The organism is Vibrio atypicus, from assembly GCF_009811315.1.
Lineage (GTDB): Bacteria > Pseudomonadota > Gammaproteobacteria > Enterobacterales > Vibrionaceae > Vibrio > Vibrio atypicus.
This window is the reverse complement of the sequence record NZ_BLID01000006.1, coordinates 246,442-270,059: the sequence shown is the minus strand read 5'-3', so window position 1 is coordinate 270,059 and position 23,618 is coordinate 246,442. Positions and strand designations below refer to the sequence as shown.

The following is a 23,618-nucleotide window of genomic DNA, read 5'->3' as shown; positions in this document are numbered from 1 at the left end:
CCAAGCCTATCTCGGCTTGAGTATCTAACTTTGATAAACGGATAAATTTAATGCGTACCAGTAATTATCTTCTTTCTACTCTGAAGGAGACTCCAAACGACGCAGAAGTAGTGAGCCACCAGCTCATGCTACGTGCAGGTATGATCCGTAAGCTGGCTTCAGGTCTATATACCTGGCTACCTACCGGTCTACGTGTTCTGCGTAAAGTCGAAAACATCGTTCGTCAAGAGATCGACAATGCAGGTGCAGTCGAAACTTTGATGCCCGTTGTTCAGCCGTTTGAACTATGGGAAGAGACAGGCCGCAGCGAGAAGATGGGTCCTGAGCTACTTCGCTTTACTGACCGTCATACACGTCCGTTTGTACTTAGCCCAACAGCTGAAGAAGTAATCACTAGCCTTGTGCGCAACGAAGTGAGCTCTTACAAACAGCTGCCGCTAAACCTGTACCAAATTCAAACTAAATTCCGTGATGAGCGTCGCCCACGTTTCGGCGTAATGCGTGCACGTGAATTCTGCATGATGGATGCATACAGCTTCGACATCGACAAAGAAGGTCTAGAGAAATCTTACCAAGCGATGCACGACGCGTACTGTAAGGCATTTGATCGTATGGGTCTTGAGTACCGTCCAGTACTGGCTGACTCAGGCGCTATCGGTGGTAGTGGCTCTCAAGAGTTCCACGTACTGGCTGAAAGCGGTGAAGACCTAATCGCATTCTCTACTGAATCTGACTACGCGGCAAACATCGAAAAAGCGGAAGCTGCTGCTCCTGCAGGTGAGCGTGCAGAGCCGACTCAAGAGATGACACTGGTTGATACACCAAACGCGAAAACGATCGCAGAGCTTGTTGAACAGTTCGACATGCCTATCGAGAAAACAGTTAAGACTCTTTTCGTTAAAGCATCTGACGAAGTCGATGCGGACATCATTGCGCTTATCATCCGTGGTGACCACGAGTTAAACGAAGTGAAAGCTGAAAACCTTCCTCAAGTTGCTTCTCCACTAGAGATGGCGACAGAAGAAGAAATTCGTGCGCTTGTGGGCGCAGGTCCAGGTTCACTAGGCCCTGTTGGTCTTGAACTACCATTCATCGTTGACCGCACAGTCGCTGTAATGAGCGACTTTGGCGCAGGTGCAAACGTGGATGACAAGCACTACTTCGGTATCAACTGGGGTCGTGACGTTGAGCTAGGCCAAATTGAAGATCTACGTAACGTTGTAGAGGGTGATCCTAGCCCATGTGGTCAAGGTACACTCATGCTTAAGCGTGGTATCGAAGTGGGTCACATCTTCCAACTGGGTAAAGCATACTCAGAAGCAATGAACTGTGGCGTGCTTGGCCCTGATGGTAAGAACGTTATCCTAGAGATGGGTTGTTACGGTATCGGTGTTTCTCGCGTGGTTGCTTCTGCCATCGAGCAGAACCACGACAAATACGGCATCATCTGGCCAGACGCTATTGCACCGTTCCAAGTGGCTATCGTACCAATGAACATGCACAAGTCTGAAGAAGTTAAGGAAGCCGCTGAGAAGCTATACGCTGAATTAACGGCTGCTGGTATTGAAGTTCTGTTCGATGACCGTAAAGAGCGCCCAGGTGTGATGTTCTCTGATATCGAGCTTATCGGTATTCCGCACACCATCGTTATCGGTGACCGTTCAATGAAAGAAGGTAACTTCGAGTATAAGAACCGTCGTGCTGGCGAAAAGACTGCAATCGCGATGGCCGATATTGTTGAGCATGTAAAAGCACAGCTTAGCTAATCCGCCTTGAGATCGATAAGGGCTGACAATTCGTCAGCCCTTTTTTTATTTCACTTTTTTAGCGAAGCCATTATAAAACGGCGCATCCTGCGTCAGCCCTTTCACTTTCCCTTTGCTAGATAACTCAAATTTAAACGTCGATTTAAACTCAAGTGGTTGATATGTATTGTCGGCGACTTTATGTAGGACATACGCATCTTGCTGATAACCTTGCACATATAACATCCCATCACGAAGGAATATATCCGCATAAAAGTGCTTATCATATTGATAGCGCCCTACTAATGGTTTCAGTTCTTTCAAATCCGACTTAAGAACTTCCGTTTGATTCAATAAGTAACCTGGCCACTCCTCTTCAACCGAAATCGCTCGAAGGATCTCTAAAGCAAGTTGATCGCCTTTTTGTCCATTCGTGACTACAACGGCACCTGTCCCTAGAGTTGGGTAGAGAACAAAGTGAGATTCAAAGCCATAGTTCACACCACCATGAAAGACATATCCGGTTTGTAATCCGGAGCTGCGGAAGAAACCGACTCCAGAGTAGAGAGTCACAGGGTAGTTAATGGTGTAGACACTGTTTTGAGTAAGCCAAGACTCGTCTTTTCCTATATAAGCGGCATGAACGGCTAACAATAGTTTTGTTAAGTCACTAGGTGTTGTCCACAGGCCAGCCGCACTTTGCGCCGCATACTTATGCCAACTTTTAGGCTCCCATTTCCCCATACGGTGCGCATGAGAATACTCATTCCCCACACTATTGGCGTCAGGTTGAACAAAACTAGAATGAAGCATGTTTAGTGGCTTGAAGACTTCCTGTTGCGCGATTTGCTCAAAAGGCATACCGTAAATATGCTCCAAAATATGTTGAACGATAATGTATCCACCATTTGAGTAGTGAAATTCGCCCACCGGAAACTCTTGTTTTAATACGCCATATTTGGAGTCTTTTCGAGTGTAAGAAGATAAAGTCGGTAGAGGCAAGTCACTTTCAACACCTATATATCCAACATGATTAAAACCTGCGGTATGAGACAGAAGCTGCTTAAGAGTTACCGGAGAACGCACAAGTGTTGAAAACTCTGGTGCCAGCAGAGACTGCACATCTGCATCTAGTTTTACCAGGCCTTTCTCAACTGCCCTCAACACGATTAACGTCGTTACCGGTTTACTTATCGAGGCAACTTGATAGCGCGTATCTGAAGTTGTTTTACTTCCACTTTCATTACGCTCCCCAAGTTCAAATTGCCAATCAGGCTTACCCAGCTTAAAGGTACTAACACTGACGCTCGGTATTTGCCAAAAATTCATCCTCTCATCAATGATGTAGTGTTGTTCTTCTTCCGAAGCATATTTATAACTGGCGAGTAACTTTGACAACGCTTCTGGCTGCTGGGCCAAAACGAATGGGCTTAATACTATGAAAAATAACGCAATCCATCTCATAACTTATCAACCTAAATTAATTAAAAAAGCCCGTTGATACTATTAATATATCAACGGGCTAAATATAAACTTTCGACTTGTAATCAGAGGATTGCGTATGACCTCAAATAAATTAAGGTTATTACTCTAATGGTTCTGTAGGCGCTTGGCTCGCGACTTTCTTCGGTGCAAATGGTACATCAATAAGTTCATCGGCATTACCATCAATCAAATCACCAAAATGGAAAATACCAAACTCCCCAGGCTTCATTCGATGCCAAGTTTCATTATCCGTTAATGGCTGAGTCGCAATCACTGAAACAATATCATTCGGTGTGGTTTCTTCTTGGAAGTTGATCTCTACATCTTCATCAATCAATGACGCTTTGCCAAATGGTGCTCGACGGGTAATCCAATACAAATGGTTAGTACAGTATGTCACTACGTACTCACCATCAGACAAAAGCATATTAAATACACCTTTCTCACGGAGCTTGTCACAACATTCAGCTATAAATCGGAATACACCCACCATATCTTGGGGGGGCTCTGGGTATCTGTCTTCCATCTGTTTTAGTAGCCAACAGAAAGACAATTCACTATCGGTTTGGCCTACAGGTCGATGACGCCCAGTGGTGAAATCTTGGTAATCGGTTAATTGACCATTATGGGCAAAAGTCCAATAACGTCCCCACAGCTCGCGGGTAAATGGGTGGGTATTTTCTAAGTTGACGCCACCACGATTGGCTTGCCTAATATGACTAATAACCGCACGGCTTTTGATCGGGTAGTTTTGCACTAGCTCTGCAATTTTGGATTTGCAGCTTGGATTTGGGTCTTTGAAATTGCGAAAACCTTTACCTTCATAAAAGGTAATACCCCATCCATCTCGGTGAGGTCCTGTATTTCCGCCACGTTGCATCAAACCGGTAAAACTAAAACAGATATCCGTTGGTACGTTAGCGCTCATTCCGAGCAATTCACACATGCTTTAACAAACTCCCTTATACTGCTTAAGCCATTGTCTAGGTGAAAGATAGAATGACATAAGGTTAAACAAAGCACCAGTGTATACCAGTGCTTAAATTCACCTGATTGCTAAGATTACGCGTGCGATTCCATCTCTTTTTCAATCAACTGAATCACAATGTGAATGATCTTAATGTGGATCTCTTGAATACGGTCTGCGTAGCCAAAATGCGGTACACGAATTTCAATATCCGCAAGCCCTGCCATTTTACCGCCGTCTTTACCCGTCAATGCGATGGTTTTCATTCCTTTAGCCTGAGCCGCTTCAATCGCTTTCAGGATATTGCCTGAGTTACCAGAAGTTGATAAACCAAACAGTACGTCCCCTTTAGAACCCACGGCTTCAACATAACGAGAGAAAACATGATCATAACCGAAGTCATTACTCACGCAAGATAGGTGGCTTGGATCAGAGATAGCAATACCAGGTAAACCAGGGCGATTTTCACGGTAGCGCCCTGTTAGCTCTTCAGCAAAATGCATTGAGTCACAGTGAGAACCACCGTTACCACAAGACAGCACTTTACCGCCTTGTTTGAATGAATCTGCAATCATTTTTGCCGCCGCTTCAATCTGCGCGATGTTGCTATCATCACTTAAGAATTTATTCAGAACATCAGCAGCTTCAAGTAATTCGCTTTTAATCAAATCCTGGTACATAGGGCTATCTCTAATTATTGTGCATTCATAGCGACGCTAATCGCGTCACCCTTCTATTTGATGAGTTTACTCAAACAATTCTCACTGTCGATAGCTCACGGTTAACAATTGCACCTTTCTTGCAATTCAACGCTCACAAAATCGGCACCACCAATCATTTTTAGAACTTTCACTCTACTTAGATCACTTTTTGAGCACTCGCAGGTTTTACATTTTATTAATATTTTGATTACACTTAACTGGTAAGACCTCTTACTTAATCACGACGTATAACAGCTAAAAAAACGTCGCATAAGGAAAACGCATATGGACATCTTGCTCTCTATACTTGGATTCTCTTTGGTTATGGCGACTTGCCTCTACCATCGAACCTCTCTGATCACATCAATCGCAGCTTTGACCGCGACTATGGTTACCCTTTCCATCATAGGAACAGCAGGTTCTGTAGGTTGGTTACTCTACATTGCTGCCGTGGTGGTTTTTGGCATACCTTCAATTAGGCAATCTCTCATCAGTAAAAAAGCCCTGAGCTTATTTAAGAAAGTTCTGCCCGCTATGTCGCAAACAGAGAAAGAAGCTCTGGATGCGGGTACGGTCTGGTGGGAAGCCGAGCTATTCAAAGGCAAACCTGATTGGCAGAAACTGCATGATATTAAGCCGCCAACACTGAGCCAAGAAGAGCAAGCTTTTCTAGATGGGCCAGTGAATGAAGTCTGTACTATGGTCAATGACTATCAAGTCACTCACGAACTCGCCGATCTACCACCAGAGGTTTGGCAGTATCTGAAAGATCATAAATTCTTCGCCATGATCATTAAAAAGAAATATGGCGGTCTTGAGTTTTCAGCCTATGCTCAATCTCTTGTTCTACAGAAACTGACGGGGGTTTCTAGCGTACTGTCTTCTACCGTCGGTGTCCCTAACTCATTAGGCCCGGGCGAGCTGCTACAGCATTACGGAACAACAGAACAACAAGACTACTACTTACCTCGCCTAGCGGAAGGTAAAGAGATCCCATGTTTTGCATTAACTAGCCCTGAAGCGGGCTCTGATGCAGGCTCTATCCCTGACTTCGGTGTGGTATGTAAAGGCCAATGGGAAGGCAAAGAAGTATTAGGTATGCGCCTAACATGGAACAAACGCTACATCACGTTAGCGCCTGTAGCGACAGTACTTGGTCTTGCCTTTAAACTGCGCGATCCAGAGGGTTTACTCGGCGAACAAGAAGACTTAGGTATTACTTGTGCGCTTATCCCAACAGAACTAAAAGGGGTAGAGATAGGCAATCGTCACTTCCCTCTAAACGTGCCATTCCAAAATGGTCCAACTCAAGCGAATGACCTTTTCGTTCCACTCGATTTCATCATTGGTGGCCCTAAAATGGCTGGTCAAGGGTGGCGTATGTTGGTCGAATGTCTATCCGTTGGTCGTGGTATTACCCTACCGTCTAACTCGACAGGTGGTATTAAATCTGCGGCATTGGCAACCGGTGCTTATTCTCGTATTCGTCGTCAGTTCAAGCAACCTATTGGTCATATGGAAGGCGTAGAAGAGCCGTTAGCACGCCTTGGTGGTAATGCTTATGTTATGGATGCAGCAAGTAATTTAACTGTAGCTGGCATTGATTTAGGTGAGAAGCCATCGGTTATTTCTGCGATTGTAAAATACCACTGTACGCACCGAGGCCAAAGAAGCATCATCGATGCGATGGATATTGTAGGTGGTAAAGGGATCTGTCTCGGCCCATCGAACTTCCTTGCACGTGGTTATCAAGGTTCTCCAATTGCTATCACAGTTGAAGGTGCCAACATTCTAACGCGCTCAATGATCATCTATGGTCAAGGTGCGATTCGCTGTCACCCTTATGTGCTTGAAGAGATGAATGCCGCTTACTCTGATTCTTCAGATGCTCTGAGCAAATTCGACAGTGCGCTTGCCGGCCACGTTAGCTTTAGCATGAGTAATTTGATTCGCAGCTTCTGGCTTGGTTTAACCGATGGTCGTTTTTCGAATGCGCCTGTCAAAGATGCAACAACGCGCTACTACCAGCAGCTTAACCGCTACAGTGCAAATATTGCTTTCTTATCTGATATCTCAATGGCGGTATTGGGTGGTTCTTTAAAACGTAAAGAGCGCCTATCTGCTCGTCTTGGCGATATTCTGAGCCAACTATATTTAAGCTCAGCAACACTCAAGCGTTTTGAGAGTGACGGCCGCATCGCTGATGATTTACCGCTGGTTCACTGGGGTTTACAAGATAGCTTGAAACAAACTGAACATGCAATTGATGAATTCCTAGCAAACTTCCCAAACAAGTGGTTAGGAAAAGCGCTTCGCGTTGTCATTTTACCATTTGGTCGCGTCCGTAAGGCACCAAACGATAAGCTAGACAGCCAAGTTGCACGAATTTTACAAACACCATCAGCAACGCGCTCTCGTCTTGGTCGTAACCAATACCTAACAGCGAGTGATAACAACCCTGTTGGTAAAATTGAGCAAGCACTTGAAATCATTCTTGCTGCAGAGCCTGTATTCGACAAAGTTTGTAAAGCGCTTGGTCAACGTCGTCCATTCTTGCGCCTAGATCTAGTGGCTGAAATCGGTCTAGAGAAAGGTTTAATTGACGTAACAGAGGCGAACTTGCTGCGCGATGCCGAAGAGCACCGCCTATACGTCATCAACGTTGACGACTTTGCTCCAGAGGAACTCGCCGCAAAGCCTCTAGATAAGCCACTACCAACCATGGATGAAGTGGCTTAACCTTTCTTTAATTGAGTTCTACAAAAACAACAAAGGGCTGCGCATGCAGCCCTTTTTAGATCGCGGATTAAACTTTGAGTTACTTCTTCGGCATCTCTAATTGCATTTCAGGAACCGCTTGTTTGCGCGCTCTTAACTTACCAATAACAAACCAAGCAACAAGCGCAATCAAGATCACGACAACATTACCGATGGCAATCATGATCATACCTTGCGTTTTCTTCTCTTCACGCATTTCTAAGAGTCGCAACTCTTCCATGATTTTTTGTTGCTTGAGACGTTCTTCTTCCTGCAAGCGGCGTGTTTCAGCAATATCGACTTCTTCCACTAAGCTATAAGTGTATTCGTTAAGAGGGAAAACTAAGCTACGCCCAGAGCCCATTTCAGTTGCGAACAAATCACCACTCCAAGAGTAATTACCAATTGCTTCAGTGTAAGGAATCGTCAGCTCAAGTTTGTTACTCTCTTTTGCAGCACTGCCTTGAACGTCCACTTGGTGACCTTCAGGATCATGATGCTCTATTGCTGCAGCTATAGTACCAGGCTCAATCATTCCCTGCTCACCGGAAAAGACCACCTTGTGCGATTCGGCTTCACTTCGAGACTGAATAAAGGTTACTTCAATTGGTGATGGGTAAACCAATACCTCTTGCTCTTGAGCACGTAAGAAGATGCCATTGCCCGAAGTAATCCGGACTCGATACTTTCCTGGCGCACTGGTCACTGGTAATGAAACCGTAAAGACACCATCACCAGAGATTTCATCCAGCTCCATCCCATCATCCGCGAACTCGCCGATCACTTCCGGAATTGGGCGAGCTTCTTTAATCAAGCTCTCTTCGTTCTCAACAAATTTGGTAAAAGTAACCTTAAGCTTCACTCGATCTAAAAAGTCTCTGAGGATCAAAGGCTTCTTGTCTGAGGTTAGTCTTGCCGTAAACTTGAGAGATTCACCTTGATAAAGGCGATTCGGTAACACATCAGTTGATAGCTCTAAGTGAGAAATGAGCTTAATCTTATTTTTAGGCGTGACCTTGCCAACCGCCTGCCATGGACCGGGCATGGGTTTATCAATTGAAATGATGTCCATTGAAGATTCTTGATACCAACGGACATTATCTGGGCTGCGCCAAGCATAATACTTTTTACCATCTGGCCGCACCAACACGACAGGTTGCGAATTTTCAGCTCTGTAAATAACGAAGGTAATTTGCTTAATCGTAGGATCGACTCGAAAACGGTTATCGAGTAAGGTCATTGAAGACTCTTGTGCAGCAAAACTCGCTGAGCTCAGCAGCAAGCTGAACACAACCAACCAAATCCTTAACATCCCTTCTCCTACTGGCGCCAGAGACAACTTCCGTTCTTCTCGACGATATCTAATCTATTTTGATGTGCATCTAGTTCATCGGCAGTAGCACGAATAACCTTTAGCGCTTTTCGCCCACCAGCTACCCGTTTTATTGACTCACCTCCCACATCACTGCCATCGGAACTACCAGCATTGAATTGTAATGAGGTTTGCCCACCGGTCATTAATAAGTAAACGTCAGCGAGAATCTCCGCATCGAGCAAAGCGCCGTGGAGAGTACGGTGTGAGTTATCTATACCGTATCGTTCACATAGCACATCGAGGTTGTTTCGCTTACCTGGGAAGATTTTCTTCGCCATCGCCAAGGTATCGGTAACCTTACAATAGTCATCCGTCTTACCAATACTTGGATCCAGCTTTTCAAACTCGTAATCCATGAAGCCGGTATCGAAGGGCGCGTTGTGTGCAACCAACTCAGCATCTTTAATGAATTCAAGAAACTCACGGTGAACATCTTGATACTCTGGCTTATCAACCAAGAACTCATCCGTAATACCGTGAACCATCACCGCATCTGGCTGAATTTCACGATCAGGCTTAATGTAAACGTGGAAATGTCGTCCCGTTAGCTTACGGTTAATGATCTCTACGGCACCAATTTCAATGATGCGGTGCCCCATATAGTGAGGGCCACCCTCTAGGTTCATACCCGTGGTTTCAGTATCGAGTACCACGATACGATTGTGTTTAGAATTGTTGCTGGTATTCATAACAATATGTGTGTCAGACTATGCGAATAATGTGCTTAACCCAATAGTATCAAATCATGACGAAACAGGTGGAAATTTTCACAGATGGTTCTTGTTTAGGTAACCCAGGACCAGGTGGTTACGGAATCGTTCTGCGTTACAAACAAACCGAAAAAACACTGGCAAAAGGCTATACGCTCACCACCAACAACCGTATGGAAATGCTCGCAACCATCGTTGCGCTGCAAACCTTGAAAGAGCCATGTAACGTCATTCTGACTACTGATAGCCAATATGTTCGTCAAGGTATTACCCAGTGGATTCACAACTGGAAGAAACGTGGCTGGAAAACAGCAGACAAAAAACCAGTTAAGAATGCCGATCTATGGAAGGCGCTCGATCTAGAAAGTGAACGTCACTCGATTGATTGGCGCTGGGTTAAAGGCCACGCAGGTCACCGTGAAAATGAGATGTGTGACGAATTAGCCCGTACAGCGGCAGAAAACCCAACCGAAGAAGATACAGGCTATATCCCTAATTAGCGCTATTTTGCTTATTCGACACTTTGTAATTGACGCTAACTGGCGTCAATTTTCGTTTTAACTTCCAGTGCGGTTTGATTGGCTTGAGTGGATACGTCCGCTTTCTTGCCACAATAAAGTACAAACTTCCCAATGGCGATGCCCAACTTCCCATACTGCTTTCAAGCCAAGTCCACATAGTTCGATACTTTTGCATCGGAAATAACGCGTAACTGTCGCACTCAATCACTTGATAGTTTAAGACACTCAACCAATCTTTAATCCGGTTCGGAGTAAACATTCGCCCGCTCCAAGGTAGATTGTTTTTGCGCCACGGCAACAAACTCGCAAGCCCAGTAAAACTAATCGGGTTAAATCCGGTAATGATGATATAGCCATCATCTATCATCACTCTATCGACCTCACGCAGCATCCTATGAGGATCGTTGCAGTAATCAAGCTGGTGCGCCATCACCACGGCATCAAAGCTCTTTTCAAAAAAAGGCAGGTCATATCCGTCAGCGATGACGTTATGCAAAGGGTTTTTTATATCAAGATGGACTTGGTGTTGAATATTGCAATCAAAACTGGTTAACTCGCAGCTGAGGCCACCGAGCTTAAGCATATGGTAACCAAATAGTTTTGGGCACCATTCATCCATTCGGGTTTGAATAGACTCACTGACCCATTGACCATTTTTAAGCTGAGACCATGAATGAGGCTTTGCTAGCTTCTTATTGCTACGTGCTGGTTTCATACATAACCTGCTTCACTCAAGGGCCGGTAGACCCTAGAAACTGGGAAAATAACTATGTTAGATATCAAAAGCATACCCGCATTTAATGATAATTACATCTGGCTGATTCAAAATAGCGATCAGCGTTGTGCCGTCGTCGATCCCGGTGATGCTAAACCAGTGCTGGAGTACTTACAGCAACACGAACTAAGCTTAGATGCAATCCTTATTACCCACCACCACAATGACCACATTGGTGGAATCGCTGAATTAGTCAGACAATATCCGGGCATTGATGTAGTCGGCCCAGCCAACGAACCCGTACCGACTTTGACTCATCCAGTTGAAGGTGGCGATCAGATTGAACTGTTTGGCGAAGTCTTTTTTGTACTTGGGTTAGAAGGCCATACTCTTGGTCACATTGGCTACGTTGGAGACGGCAAGCTCTTTTGCGGTGATGTGCTTTTCTCTGCTGGTTGCGGCCGCGTGTTTGAAGGCACAATGGAACAGATGCATACCTCTCTTAGCAAGCTTGTCGCATTACCTGAAGAGACCGAGGTATACAGCGCCCACGAATATACGGCGAGTAATGTAGCTTTTGCACTGGCTGTTGAACCAGATAACGACAAACTGCAGCAGTATCGTGATGAAGTGAATCGACTACGCGCCCAAAATAAACCAACCCTTCCGACCACAATTCGTCGTGAAAAGTGGATAAATCCATTCTTGCGAACCGATCAACAAACGGTTATTCGCTCAGTTGCAAACCGAACTCAGCAAGCCGATCCACTCGCCATTTTTACCGCTTTACGTGAGTGGAAGAACGAATTTTAACGATTTGATGCTTGTCACTATCACTGAGTGACAAGTATTATCAGCAGCCAAGAAATAAAAGGGCTGTGCAATGCGAGTAACACACAGCTGGGTATTAGCACTCTTCCTTGCAGGATGTCAGCTTACCCAGCCAACAGATACTGGTGAATCTTCTTCTCCAGACACCAATAATCCACCAGCAGTCGTTAAAACTGAGCCAAGCGTTCAGCCGACGAAACCTGTCACTAAGCCGCTGCCGGTTGTCACCCCACAGTCTCAACAAGATGTATGGCAACGTATTGCGATGCAACTTGAGATGCCAATTCCCGATCACCAAACGGTGGATTACTACCGCACTTGGTATCTCAAACATCCAAGTCACCTAAGAACTGTATCAAAGCGCGCTGAGCCTTTCCTATACCTGATTACAGAAAGAATTGAGCAACGTGGATTACCGCTTGAACTCGCGTTGCTGCCGGTCGTAGAGAGCTCATTTGATGCCTTTGCCTACTCTCATGGTAGCGCAGCTGGCCTATGGCAATTCGTACCAGCCACAGGAAAAATGTATGGCCTAGAGCAGAACTTCTGGTATGACGGCCGCCGTGATGTGCCAGCCGCGACAGAAGCCGCGTTAGACTACCTTACTTACCTTAACAAACGTTTCGATGGAGAGTGGACCCATGCAATCGCCGCATACAATAGTGGCGGTGGTCGAGTATCAAGCGCTATTCGTAAGAACAAAAAACTGGGTAAGCCGATCGACTTCTTCTCGTTAGATTTGCCAAAAGAGACCAGTGGCTACGTACCTAAACTGCTTGCACTTGCCGATATTATCGCCAACCAAGATAAATATGGCATCGATATTCCAGCTATCGCTAATAAGCCAGTCGTGACACTTGTCGATCCAAACGAGCAGCTCGATCTTGCAATTGCAGCAAAGTATGCGGGTATCTCAGTGAAAGAGCTTCAGGGTCTAAACCCAGCTTACAATCAATGGTCAACCGCACCTGAAGGCCCTCACCAGTTGTTAATCCCTACTCAATCGGTAGATAGCTTCAAGTACCAGGTGGAAAAAAACCGTGGTAAAGGGATGAAACTGGTTCGCTACAAAGTGAAATCTGGTGACTCCATCAGTGTGCTAGCAAACCGCTACAACACAACCACCAAAGTGATTCAACGCGCGAATGGCATGAACAATTACAACATTCGTGTCGGTCAATATTTGTTAATCCCGGCATCAGCGCAAGATGAAACAGCCTATGAGCTAACTGCAGCCAATCGCTTGGAAAAAACTCAAGCGAAAAGCCGTGGTAAATATAAACAGACTCACACAGTGCGTTCAGGTGATAGCTTGTGGAGCATTGCTCGAGCGAACAAGATTTCACATCAATCGCTAGCGAAATGGAATGGCATGGGACCTAAAGATACCTTGCGTGTTGGCCAGAAACTGGTGATTTGGAAAGAGAGCTCAGAAGGCGCTGTTATCCGCACTGTTTTCTATAATGTACGCTCAGGTGACACCATCAGTGGCATTGCCTCTAAGTTTAAGGTGAAATCACGCGATATCGTGAAATGGAACGATTTGAATAAGCAGAAGTACCTAAAACCAGGTCAGAAGCTAAAACTGTATGTTGATGTAACTAAGGTGAGTGTATGACCCCGTCAAGTAACCCGCTTATCATGCTTGTGGACATTTTCCGCTCTCCAAGCGCTTGCTTTCTTGCCCTGTATCAACGTGGTGCATGGGGCTGGCAACCTTATATTTTCTTGATTCTGTCGCCGTTTCTATTTTGGGGTGCTTACTTCGATTTAGTTAACTTCGAGTGGCTAAGAGAAGGTTTGGCAGCTCAACTTGCTGTAACCAACCCAAAACAACTCGAGATGCTCGACCCGAACACCTTAATGGCGAGTGAAATCATCAGTGATGTGGTAGGTCGTACCTTAACCATTCTGATGCTTGCTTTCTGGTTTAACCTAGCGGCGAAACCAAGCCAACATCAACACGGGTTTTGGAAGTGGTTTGCAGCAAGTGCTGTGATTACTTTCCCGGCACTTATCGGTGATCTTGCAAGTTACGTTAGCGTGTTATTAAAGCATGGCCAGGTAATGGTATATGCGGCAGATCTCAACAGCCTTAACGGCCTATTGAAACTACCGCTAACCAACGAATGGTCTCAGTTTGCGAGTTCATTCCCGCTACTACTGCCTTGGTATATTGCCCTAGGGTATGCAGCGGTTGGTACTTGGACTGAATTTGAACGCGGCCAAGCGCTTGCTATTGCTACCCTACCTTGGGTCGGCTACTACCTAATTTGGGCGCTCTACATCCTTATCTTTTAAGGTAAAGCTCGCCACAATAGGATTATGATCAGAGGCGTCAGAAATTGGCGCCTTTGCTGTTTCTAGCGTTAGGCCTCGATAAAAAATATGGTCGAGGGGTAAACCAGTAATAAACTGGGTCCGATTATCTGGTTGATAACTCGCTTCTTGTAAACCGACTCGATTCAATGCACTTCTCATCACGCGCAGGCGAGCGTCGCTCCAACTATTGAAATCTCCCGCGACAATAATCGGCCCATTATGCTCAGTTAGTTCCTTAACTAAAGTCGCTAACTGACGCTGATACTCCTGTGTTCCATAGGTGAAGTTCACCGCATGGATGTTGACCACAGCCAAAGATTCACCACTAGACAAAGGATAAGTCGCATACAACGCTGACTTAGGTAACCTAAGCCAAGGTTCCAGCTCTGTGAATGCACACGCTAAATTGGGAGTATCGACCGTCAGATTAAGTACACCTGCAGTTGTATCAAACGCTTTGAATGCATCCACTTGGCTACCAAACCACTGCTGTTGCTTAATCCAGCTTTGAAGCGAAGAAGTCATACTCGCTTCTTGAAGTAAGACCAACTGTTTATTCTGTGAGAGCTGCGTTAAAACGGTTTGCCAATTGTCGCGATTTTGCTTGTAAATATTCCATACCAACAAGTCAATGCGCCCGTTAACATCCAGTATCTTCGCCTGCTGATTCCGATAACATTGCAAAGAAAGTTCAACCTTATCGCCAGAAATAGAAGATAGCTGAGACTCACTCGGTAGAGTAAACACAGTTTGATAGCTGGTGATAGCAACAGCCACAACAGCAAAAGGTATCGCAAGCAACCACTTCTTTTTCATGTATTCACTTCTCACAAAATAAAAAAGAGCCTAGCGGCTCTTCCTTGAATAATAAACAGATACGATTTGAATCTTAATATGCGTCGATTGAGCTTAAATCGCGTCTTCGTCTTCTTCACCAGTACGGATACGTACAACACGCTCTACATCTGTAATGAAGATTTTGCCATCACCGATCTTGCCGGTTTGTGCTGTTTCAACAATCGTATCAACGCATTGCTCAGCAACATCATCCGTCACGACGATTTCTAACTTCACTTTTGGCAAGAAATCCACCATGTACTCAGCACCACGGTAAAGTTCAGTGTGCCCTTTTTGACGGCCAAAACCTTTAACTTCAGAAACCGTCATACCGGTAATTCCGACTTCAGCCAATGCTTCACGAACATCATCTAACTTAAATGGTTTGATGATGGCTTCAATTTTTTTCATGTTCATCCCTTAAACTTCAGTGAATTAATCCATTATCCCACGTTCCCTGGGCAATAAAAAGCCCGAGCTATCTGAGCTCAGGCTAATATACTACTTAAAATGTGCTTATTTCAAACTTGCATAGTATGCTGCAAGGTTTGCGATATCAGCATCACTCAGCATTGCCGCTTGAGCTTGCATTACTGCCGCTAGACCGCCATTACGTTCTTTGTTTTTGTATGCATTGATCGAAGTAATAATGTATTGCTCATTCTGGCCTTTAAGATTAGGGTAACCAGGAATCATCGCGATACCATCAGCGCCATGACAAGCAGCACAAATTGCGGCTTTTGCTTGTCCTGCAGCCACATCACCAGCCGCCATAACTTGACCACTCATTAGGCCCATTCCGATTACCAATCCAATAGCGAATTTTTTCATTGCTCTTCCTTATAAGTCCACTTCTTCTGTGTGTTTTATCTATACGATTCTGACACAAAGATAGTTTACTTGTCCCAGATAAGTTCACAATCTTGACCTATAAATCGATGATCAATAAATAAATTTGCAATAGCGACCACTTGATCGCCGCACATCAAAATGGGCATTCGTCTTCGCTGCCAACTGGGGATCTTATACTCTTGAAACAGTTTTTTTAACTTCCGGCTGTGCCCACGTTCAACAGGATGAGCAGTTAACCCTTCTGGGTTGAATATCACTCTTAACTGACCCGTTTGTAGCGCAGATAAAGAGAGTTGGCCTTGGCTACTACTCTTAAGGCTAAGTGAGCCTAATGAGTCAGGTAAGTTCACCTCCCCATCCACACAAATCGCTTGCTGCCACTCGGTAATATCGAGCGAACTCTCAAGCCAATATAATTTCTGTTCATATCGGCGGATTTGCCCATCAGCTAAATTTAAAAGTGGGTTCGCATCTTGACGCGCCATCGCCACTTCCAGCCAAATTTTCTCTACGTGCTCACGACTTGGCATTCGCGCGTGATGAGTTGCCAACCACATACGAATCAGTCGAGAACGCATTAAAACGCTCACGGCGATCATACCGTCAATTGATAAACTTCCATCGCCATTGCACAAACTCTTAAATTTATCACTCATCAGTTCATCTAACAGCGCTTCTTGCTCAGCGCATAACTGCGTGCTACGTTGAACAGCCTGTGAGAAGTGAGGCCAACGCTCGGCTAAAACAGGAGAAACTTGATGACGAATGAAGTTTCGATCGAAGCGAGTATCCTGATTGCTTTCATCTTCCAGCCAATCTAGCCCATGCTGCTGAGCATACTCTTCAATTTCGCTCCGTTTAATCGCCAGTAACGGTCTCACCAATCTCCCTGTGCCAAATGCTTTAGCTTCCGCCATGGCAGACAACCCTTTGGGGCCGCTACCACGCTTAAGTGCCAGCAAAAAGGTTTCCAGTTGATCATCACCATGTTGCCCAGTTAACAGCAAATCATCGACTTGTAAGTGAGCAGAAAGAGCTAGATATCTCGCCTCACGAGCGCACTCTTCTAGGCTTCGCCGCTCAAGCTCAAGAGAAACCTTTTCTAGTCGAAAGTCGACATTAAGCTGCTCGGCCCACGCTTTACATTGCTGAGCCCATGTATCTGCATTCTCACTAAGACCATGATGAACATGTACCGCAAGACACGAGACATTGTATTGCCTCTGATATTCAGCCAATAACTCCAACATCACACGTGAGTCAACTCCACCACTAAACGCCAGCACCAATCGCGAGTGCGGCTTTATATAGCGTTGAATGACAGAAGAAAACTGGAGATATAAATTCATAACCTGAAAACAATAGGGAATTTTACGTTAGCATTAGTCTAACATTGAGCAATAAAAAAGGCCGAACCTAAGTTCAGCCTTTCTCATCAAATTATCTTACGATTAACAGTAACCGTAGCTCATCAGACGTTGGTAACGACGCTCAAGCAATGAATCGTTATCAAATTGTGCCAGTTCATCTAGCTGCTTAAGCAGGTTCGCTTTCATGTTCTCAGCCATTTGTACGTGGTCACGGTGCGCGCCACCTAGAGGCTCTTCAATGATTTCATCGATAAGCTCAAGCTCTTTTAGACGAGGAGCTGTTAGGCCCATAGCATCTGCCGCTTGTGGTGCTTTGTCTGAATCGCGCCATAGGATTGAAGCACAACCTTCAGGAGAGATAACAGAATACGTTGAGTACTGAAGCATGTTTACGTAGTCACCGACACCAATTGCTAGTGCACCACCTGAACCGCCTTCACCAACAACGTTACAGATAACAGGCACTTTTAGACCCGCCATCACTTTCAAGTTTTTCGCAATAGCTTCAGATTGACCACGTTCTTCTGCACCAACGCCAGGGTACGCACCAGCCGTGTCAATGAAGGTAATGATTGGCATGTTGAAACGCTCAGCCATTTCCATAAGACGCAGTGCTTTACGGTAACCTTCTGGCTTAGGCATACCAAAGTTACGTTTTACTTTTTCTTTTGTCTCGCGGCCTTTTTGGTGACCGATGATCATCACCGGGCGGCCATCAAGGCGAGCCATACCGCCAACGATCGCTTTATCGTCAGCAAAAGCGCGGTCGCCCGCTAGCTCTTCAAATTCTGTAAATACGTGCTGAATGTAATCAAGCGTGTAAGGACGCTGAGGGTGACGAGCAAGTTGAGCTGTTTCCCATGCACCAAGATCGCTAAAGGTTTTTTTCTTAAGCTCTAGGCTTTTTTTCTCTAGCTGTTCGATCTCTTTATCTAGATCCACACCAGATTCACCACCGTGGCGAGAAACATCGCGCAGTGCTTCAATCTTAGCTTCTAGTTCTGCGATAGGCTTTTCAAATTCTAAAAAGTTCAGGCTCATCTATCGATCCTTTCTGATTCGGCTTCGTGCCAAATTTAGTTAAATTCGAGTTCTACCTGGCCGTTGCCAAGCAGTTGTTTTAAATCATCTATTAATGCATCGCTTGGCGTAACTCGCCATTCGGTACCTAACGTTAGACGCGCACGGGCATCGCAGCGTTGGTAGTATACATGGACAGGAACGGTTCCCGCCCGATGAGGCTCTAGTATTTGACTAAAGCGCTCAAAAAACTGTCCATCGATTTGAGATTCCTCAATCGAAACGGATAATCCACGCGCGTATTTTTCGCGAGCTGCGCCGAGATCCATAACCTCGCGCGCGGACATTTTAAGACCACCATTGAAATCATCAAAGCTGACCTGTCCCGAAACGACTAAAATTTTGTCTTGTTCGAGCATTTCAGCGTATTTATCAAGCGCATCTGAGAACAACATCACTTCCATGCGACCACTGCGATCATCGAGTGTCATCAAACCTATTCGCGTACCGCGCTTGGTCGTCATCACTCTAGCGGCAATCACAAGGCCAGAAACCGTTAAGCTTTGATCTCGTCTTGTTGGTGTTGCGTCTTTTAATCGACAACTGGTGTACTTACCAAGTTCCTTTAGATAGGCGTTAATTGGGTGCCCGGTCAAATAAAGTCCAAGCGTTGTACGCTCACCTTCTAACCAAACCTTCTCTGGCCACGGCGGAACTTTGGTATATTTGTGTTCAACTTCTTCCGGTGCTTCAGTTAATACACCGAATAAGTCACTCTGTCCAAAAGCTTCCGCTTGGTGATGTTGGCTAGCTGCCTTCACAGCATCATTTAACGATGCCATCATTGCCGCACGGTGCGGACCTAAACGGTCTAGAGCTCCAGCGTAAATCAGTTTTTCAATCACTCGCTTGTTGACCTTTTTCAGATCAATACGAGCGCAGAAATCAAATAGATCTTTAAAGTGACCATCTCGATTACGCGACTCTAAAATCGCTTCGATCGGGCCTTCACCCACACCTTTAATCGCACCGATACCATAAACAATTGCGCCATCTTCGTCGACGTTGAATCGGTATAAACCTGCGTTGATATCAGGCGGTAACACTTTAAGTTTCATACGGATACACTCATCAACTAGGCCAACGACCTTTTCAGTGTTATCCATATCCGCTGTCATTACCGCAGCCATAAACTCCGCAGGATAATGCGTTTTTAACCACAGTGTTTGATACGAAACCAAAGCATAAGCGGCTGAGTGCGATTTGTTGAAGCCATAACCTGCGAACTTCTCTACCAAGTCGAAGATCTTCATTGCCAGTTCGCCGTCAACGCCGTTATTTTCTGCACCTTCTTTAAAGGTACCGCGTTGTTTGGCCATCTCTTCTGGTTTTTTCTTACCCATCGCACGACGTAGCATGTCTGCGCCACCCAGCGTATAACCCGCTAGGATCTGAGCGATCTGCATTACCTGTTCTTGGTAAAGGATGATGCCGTAGGTCGGATCCAGAGTCTCTTTCAGTGACTCGTGCTGCCAAGTTTCATCCGGATAAGAAACCGCTTCTCGACCATGCTTACGGTCGATAAAGTTATCTACCATACCCGATTGAAGTGGACCCGGACGGAATAGTGCTACCAGTGCAATGATATCTTCAAAACAGTCTGGCTGAAGACGTTTAATTAGATCCTTCATACCACGCGATTCGAGCTGGAACACAGCGGTGGTTTCTGAATTTTGCAGTAAACGGAATGAAGCCTCATCTTCGAGTGAGATCGACTCAATGCGAACAGGAGCTTTACCCTCTTTTTCAAGTCGAGGGTTAATCAATCCTAGTGCCCAATCAATGATGGTTAGTGTTCGTAGGCCTAAGAAGTCGAACTTAACCAGACCAGCGGTTTCTACGTCATTCTTATCAAACTGGGTTACCGGGAAGTGACCTTCCGCATCGGCATAGATAGGCGCAAAGTCAGTAATCGTCGTTGGCGAGATAACAACACCACCCGCATGCTTACCGGCATTTCGTGTACACCCTTCCAGAATACGACACATGTCGATCAGCTCTTTGACCTCTTCATCTGCCGCATACAGCTCCGGTAGAGCTGGCTCTGCTTTAAATGCTTTTTCGAGCGTCATACCAGGGTCAGGTGGAACCAGCTTTGAGATGCGATCAACAAAACCAAACGGATGCCCCAATACACGACCAACATCTCGGATTACCGCTTTCGCCGCCATGGTACCAAAAGTGATGATCTGAGATACCGCATCGCGACCATACATTTCTGCTACGTGGTCGATCACTTGGTCACGTTTATCCATACAGAAGTCGACGTCGAAATCGGGCATGGAAACACGTTCTGGGTTCAAGAAACGTTCGAACAGCAGATCATATTCCAGTGGATCAAGATCGGTGATCTTCAAGGCATAAGCCACCAAGGAGCCGGCACCAGAGCCTCGGCCTGGGCCAACAGGAATATCGTTATCTTTTGACCACTGGATAAACTCCATAACGATCAAAAAGTAGCCAGGGAATCCCATGTTATTGATTACTTCAAGTTCAACTTTCAAGCGATCATCGTATTCCGGGCGTCGTTCTTCACGAACCTTAGGGTCTGGGAATAGGAACTCGAGTCGGTCTTCAAGCCCTTCTTCTGACTTTTTAACTAAGAACTCGGTCTCTTCCATCCCTTCTGTAGGGAAGGCTGGTAGGAAGTACTCACCTAGCAATACCGTCACATTACAACGCTTAGCAATCTCAACACTGTTTTCTAGTGCTTCAGGGATGTCGGCGAAAAGCTCACACATCTCTTCTTCACTGCGCAGATATTGCTGAGGGCTGTAGTTTTTAGGACGACGAGGATCTTCTAATGTATAACCATCATGGATCGCAACTCGGATTTCATGCGCATCAAACAAGCTATCATCAAGAAAGACCACATCATTAGTTGCAACAACAGGCAATTCCATCTTATCAGCAAACTCAAGCGCAAAATGAAGATAACTTTCTTCATCCGCTCGACCTGTACGAGTAAGCTCAAGATAGAAGCGATCCGGGAAGTGAGTTTGATAAAACTCAGCGCATCCTTCTGCGACCTTATGATTACCTTTAAGCAGTGCTTTACCAATCTCACCACTTTTACCACCTGACAATATAATCAAGCCTTCAGCAAGCTCAATTAACCATTCTCGGTCGATAACAGGCTGATGTTGTACATGGCCACGTAGGTACGCTTTAGAGATCAATAGTGTCAGGTTTTTATACCCAGCATTGTCAGCTGCTAATACGGTCAGCTTAGTAAGCTCATCACCAAATACGTCCGACTGCATAGCAAAATCGGCGCCGATGATCGGCTTAATACCACAACCGTGAGCCGTACCATAGAACTTCACCAACCCGCATAAGTTGGTGAAATCCGTAAGCGCTACCGCTGGCATTCCCATTTCGGCCACTTTCTTAACCAAAGGTGGCACTTTAGAAAGGCCATCGACCATGGAAAAGTCGCTATGTACTCGAAGGTGGACAAACTTAGGATCTGACATGAATAGTTCCGCAAATAGTGCTTAATCGGAAAGGGAATGGGGGTATTTTACGTGATACTAGATCGTAGATACACCCCATATCGAGTTGCTAATCTAAACCAAGTGCTTTTTTTACCGGTTTAAAGCTTTTACGGTGTTGCGCTATGACACCGTGTTGTTCAATTGCTTCAAAATGCGCCTTGGTTGGGTAGCCTTTGTGTTTGGCAAAACCAAATTCTGGGTGAAGTTTGTCGAGCTCTTCCATCTCTTGGTCGCGAACCACTTTTGCAATAATGGAAGCGGCACTGATCTCAGCAACACGTAAGTCGCCCTTAACCACTGCCTGAGAGTCCATCGGCAACGCTGGGCAACGATTACCATCTATTAAAGCTAAATCTGGCTGTACAGGCAGACCTTCAATGGCACGTTGCATTGCTACCATAGTCGCCTGAAGAATATTGAGCTGATCAATTTCTTCTGGAGAACAGCGGCCAACAGACCAAGCCAGTGCTTTCTCTTTGATCTCTGGTAGTAAGGCTAAACGCTTATTCTCAGAGAGTTTTTTAGAGTCATTGAGCCCTTCTATTGGGTTATTCGGATCCAAAATCACTGCTGCTGTAACCACATCGCCAACTAAAGGCCCTCGCCCAACTTCATCTACGCCGGCAACTAATTGATAGCCTTGTGGATACTCAAACGGAGGAAATTCTTGTTTCTCTTTTGCCATTATTCTTTACCAATTAGAGTGAGAACGGCTTTAGCTGCCTGGACATCTGCATCTTTGCGGATCAAGTGATGCATATCGGTAAAGCGTGCTATCAGCTCATCGTTATTACGACTTAACATATCTTCAACTGCCGGAACAAGAAATTGCGGATCACATTCATCCAAGATGTACTCTTTAACTAACTCTTCTCCAGCCAAGATATTAGGCAAAGAAACATACTCAGTAATCGCTAGCTTCTGTACTAACCAACCAGTGAAGCGATTCACTTTATAGCCCACCACCATAGGTCTTTTAAGCAGCATGCATTCCAGTGCCACTGTGCCAGAAGCCAACAAAACAGCATCAGCCGCAGTAATCACGTTACGAGCGGTGTCTTGTACAATGACAAAATCGAGCTCCGGAGCTGTTTGCTGCCAAATTTCTTCAAACTGCTGTTTACGTTTATCGTTTACTGCAGCGACAACAAAACCGATGTCCGGAAACTTCTGCTTTATTTGGCGGCAGGTTTCAATAAACGGCTGAGCAATTAAGCCCACTTCACCACCACGGCTACCGGGCAGCACCGCTAGCCATCGCTTATCTTGTTCAAGTTGGAGTAGATCTCTTGCCGCTTGCTGATCAGGCACAAGAGGAATTGCATCCGCCAAGGTATGACCAACAAACTCACACGCCACCTGATACTTGTCATAAAACGCTTTTTCAAAAGGTAAGAAGGCAAGAACAAGATCTGTCGCTTTGTCGATTTTAAAAATACGCTTAGGTCGCCAAGCCCACACTGATGGACTCACGTAATGAACCGTTTTGATTCCCGATTTTTTCAGATCCAGCTCGAGCCTCAAATTGAAATCTGGCGCATCAATACCAACAAACACATCCGGCGGGTTCTGAGTGAAATACTTTACGAGCTCAGCTTTCACTTTGAGTAATCTCGGTAATCGACCTAATACTTCGACCAGCCCCATCACGGCCAGCTCTTCCATATCAAATAGCGACTGACAACCCAGCGCCATCATTTTCGGGCCACCAATACCGACAAACTCTGCATCCGGGTATTGTTGTTGAATGGCTTTAATAAAGCCTTCGCCTAGCGTATCACCTGACAACTCACCAACAACGATACCGACTCTTAAAGGTCTTTCCATAATCAGTCACTATATAAACACAAAAA

The 23,618-nt window shown here is 45.4% G+C and carries 20 protein-coding genes; 6 read left to right on the top strand and 14 right to left on the bottom strand.

The window, feature by feature from the left end:
- The first annotated feature begins 50 nt into the window (after positions 1–50).
- The gene (locus GVO60_RS14575) at positions 51–1,766 is read left to right on the top strand and encodes a proline--tRNA ligase (RefSeq protein ID WP_159655291.1); all 1,716 of its coding nucleotides are present in this window, start codon (positions 51–53) and stop codon (positions 1,764–1,766) included.
- Between the two features lie 45 nt (positions 1,767–1,811).
- Here GVO60_RS14575 and GVO60_RS14570 read toward each other — a convergent pair whose 3' ends face one another.
- The 3 genes from GVO60_RS14570 to lpcA form a co-directional block, all read right to left on the bottom strand.
- Positions 1,812–3,209, bottom strand: coding sequence for a serine hydrolase domain-containing protein (locus GVO60_RS14570; protein ID WP_159655289.1), 1,398 nt, complete (start codon positions 3,207–3,209; stop codon positions 1,812–1,814).
- Between the two features lie 121 nt (positions 3,210–3,330).
- Positions 3,331–4,176 carry a class II glutamine amidotransferase gene (locus GVO60_RS14565; protein ID WP_159655287.1) on the bottom strand — a complete coding sequence of 282 codons (846 nt, stop codon included), beginning with the start codon at positions 4,174–4,176 and terminating at the stop codon, positions 3,331–3,333.
- Between the two features lie 116 nt (positions 4,177–4,292).
- Positions 4,293–4,877 carry a D-sedoheptulose 7-phosphate isomerase gene (lpcA, locus tag GVO60_RS14560; RefSeq protein ID WP_159655285.1) on the bottom strand — a complete coding sequence of 195 codons (585 nt, stop codon included), beginning with the start codon at positions 4,875–4,877 and terminating at the stop codon, positions 4,293–4,295.
- A 306-nt stretch (positions 4,878–5,183) separates the two neighbouring features.
- Between lpcA and fadE the strand changes: the two genes are divergently transcribed.
- On the top strand, positions 5,184–7,637 hold the full coding sequence (gene fadE / locus GVO60_RS14555) for an acyl-CoA dehydrogenase FadE (protein ID WP_159655283.1): 2,454 nt from the start codon (positions 5,184–5,186) through the stop codon (positions 7,635–7,637).
- Positions 7,638–7,716: 79 nt separating this feature from the next.
- Here fadE and GVO60_RS14550 read toward each other — a convergent pair whose 3' ends face one another.
- Positions 7,717–8,967, bottom strand: coding sequence for a TIGR03503 family protein (locus GVO60_RS14550; protein WP_159655281.1), 1,251 nt, complete (start codon positions 8,965–8,967; stop codon positions 7,717–7,719).
- A gap of 8 nt (positions 8,968–8,975) precedes the next feature.
- Positions 8,976–9,719 (bottom strand): DNA polymerase III subunit epsilon, encoded by a 744-nt coding sequence (gene dnaQ / locus GVO60_RS14545; protein ID WP_159655279.1) that lies wholly within the window; start codon positions 9,717–9,719, stop codon positions 8,976–8,978.
- Positions 9,720–9,775: 56 nt separating this feature from the next.
- Here dnaQ and rnhA point away from each other — a divergent pair, with 56 nt between their 5' ends.
- Entirely contained in the window at positions 9,776–10,240 is a 465-nt protein-coding gene (gene rnhA / locus GVO60_RS14540; protein ID WP_159655277.1) for a ribonuclease HI, read from the top strand.
- Here rnhA and GVO60_RS14535 read toward each other — a convergent pair.
- Positions 10,233–10,976 (bottom strand): class I SAM-dependent methyltransferase, encoded by a 744-nt coding sequence (locus GVO60_RS14535; protein ID WP_159655275.1) that lies wholly within the window; start codon positions 10,974–10,976, stop codon positions 10,233–10,235. The two genes, rnhA and GVO60_RS14535, sit on opposite strands and share 8 nt — an antisense overlap.
- Before the next feature lie 54 nt (positions 10,977–11,030).
- Between GVO60_RS14535 and gloB the strand changes: the two genes are divergently transcribed.
- From gloB to GVO60_RS14520, 3 genes are all read left to right on the top strand, one after another.
- Positions 11,031–11,789 carry a hydroxyacylglutathione hydrolase gene (gene gloB, locus GVO60_RS14530; RefSeq protein WP_159655273.1) on the top strand — a complete coding sequence of 253 codons (759 nt, stop codon included), beginning with the start codon at positions 11,031–11,033 and terminating at the stop codon, positions 11,787–11,789.
- 70 nt (positions 11,790–11,859) lie between these two features.
- Positions 11,860–13,425 (top strand): lytic transglycosylase, encoded by a 1,566-nt coding sequence (locus GVO60_RS14525; protein ID WP_159655271.1) that lies wholly within the window; start codon positions 11,860–11,862, stop codon positions 13,423–13,425.
- Positions 13,422–14,108 carry a YIP1 family protein gene (locus GVO60_RS14520; RefSeq protein WP_159655269.1) on the top strand — a complete coding sequence of 229 codons (687 nt, stop codon included), beginning with the start codon at positions 13,422–13,424 and terminating at the stop codon, positions 14,106–14,108. The genes GVO60_RS14525 and GVO60_RS14520 overlap by 4 nt, the downstream gene beginning before the upstream one ends.
- Here GVO60_RS14520 and GVO60_RS14515 read toward each other — a convergent pair.
- From GVO60_RS14515 to lpxB, 8 genes are all read right to left on the bottom strand, one after another.
- Positions 14,076–14,945 (bottom strand): endonuclease/exonuclease/phosphatase family protein, encoded by an 870-nt coding sequence (locus GVO60_RS14515; protein WP_159655267.1) that lies wholly within the window; start codon positions 14,943–14,945, stop codon positions 14,076–14,078. The two genes, GVO60_RS14520 and GVO60_RS14515, sit on opposite strands and share 33 nt — an antisense overlap.
- Before the next feature lie 93 nt (positions 14,946–15,038).
- A complete protein-coding gene (glnB, locus tag GVO60_RS14510) occupies positions 15,039–15,377 on the bottom strand; it encodes a nitrogen regulatory protein P-II (RefSeq protein ID WP_053396781.1) in 339 nt (112 codons plus the stop codon).
- Between the two features lie 105 nt (positions 15,378–15,482).
- Positions 15,483–15,797 carry a c-type cytochrome gene (locus tag GVO60_RS14505; RefSeq protein ID WP_159655262.1) on the bottom strand — a complete coding sequence of 105 codons (315 nt, stop codon included), beginning with the start codon at positions 15,795–15,797 and terminating at the stop codon, positions 15,483–15,485.
- A 65-nt stretch (positions 15,798–15,862) separates the two neighbouring features.
- Entirely contained in the window at positions 15,863–17,167 is a 1,305-nt protein-coding gene (gene tilS / locus GVO60_RS14500; protein ID WP_159655260.1) for a tRNA lysidine(34) synthetase TilS, read from the bottom strand.
- 102 nt (positions 17,168–17,269) lie between these two features.
- Complete coding sequence (accA, locus tag GVO60_RS14495; RefSeq protein ID WP_159655258.1) at positions 17,270–18,229, bottom strand: acetyl-CoA carboxylase carboxyl transferase subunit alpha; 960 nt, start codon at positions 18,227–18,229, stop codon at positions 17,270–17,272.
- A gap of 35 nt (positions 18,230–18,264) precedes the next feature.
- On the bottom strand, positions 18,265–21,744 hold the full coding sequence (dnaE, locus tag GVO60_RS14490) for a DNA polymerase III subunit alpha (RefSeq protein ID WP_159655256.1): 3,480 nt from the start codon (positions 21,742–21,744) through the stop codon (positions 18,265–18,267).
- An 88-nt stretch (positions 21,745–21,832) separates the two neighbouring features.
- Entirely contained in the window at positions 21,833–22,453 is a 621-nt protein-coding gene (gene rnhB, locus GVO60_RS14485; RefSeq protein ID WP_174855892.1) for a ribonuclease HII, read from the bottom strand.
- Positions 22,450–23,592, bottom strand: coding sequence for a lipid-A-disaccharide synthase (gene lpxB / locus GVO60_RS14480; protein ID WP_159655252.1), 1,143 nt, complete (start codon positions 23,590–23,592; stop codon positions 22,450–22,452). Before lpxB ends, rnhB begins: the two co-directional genes overlap by 4 nt.
- Between the last annotated feature and the right edge of the window lie 26 nt (positions 23,593–23,618).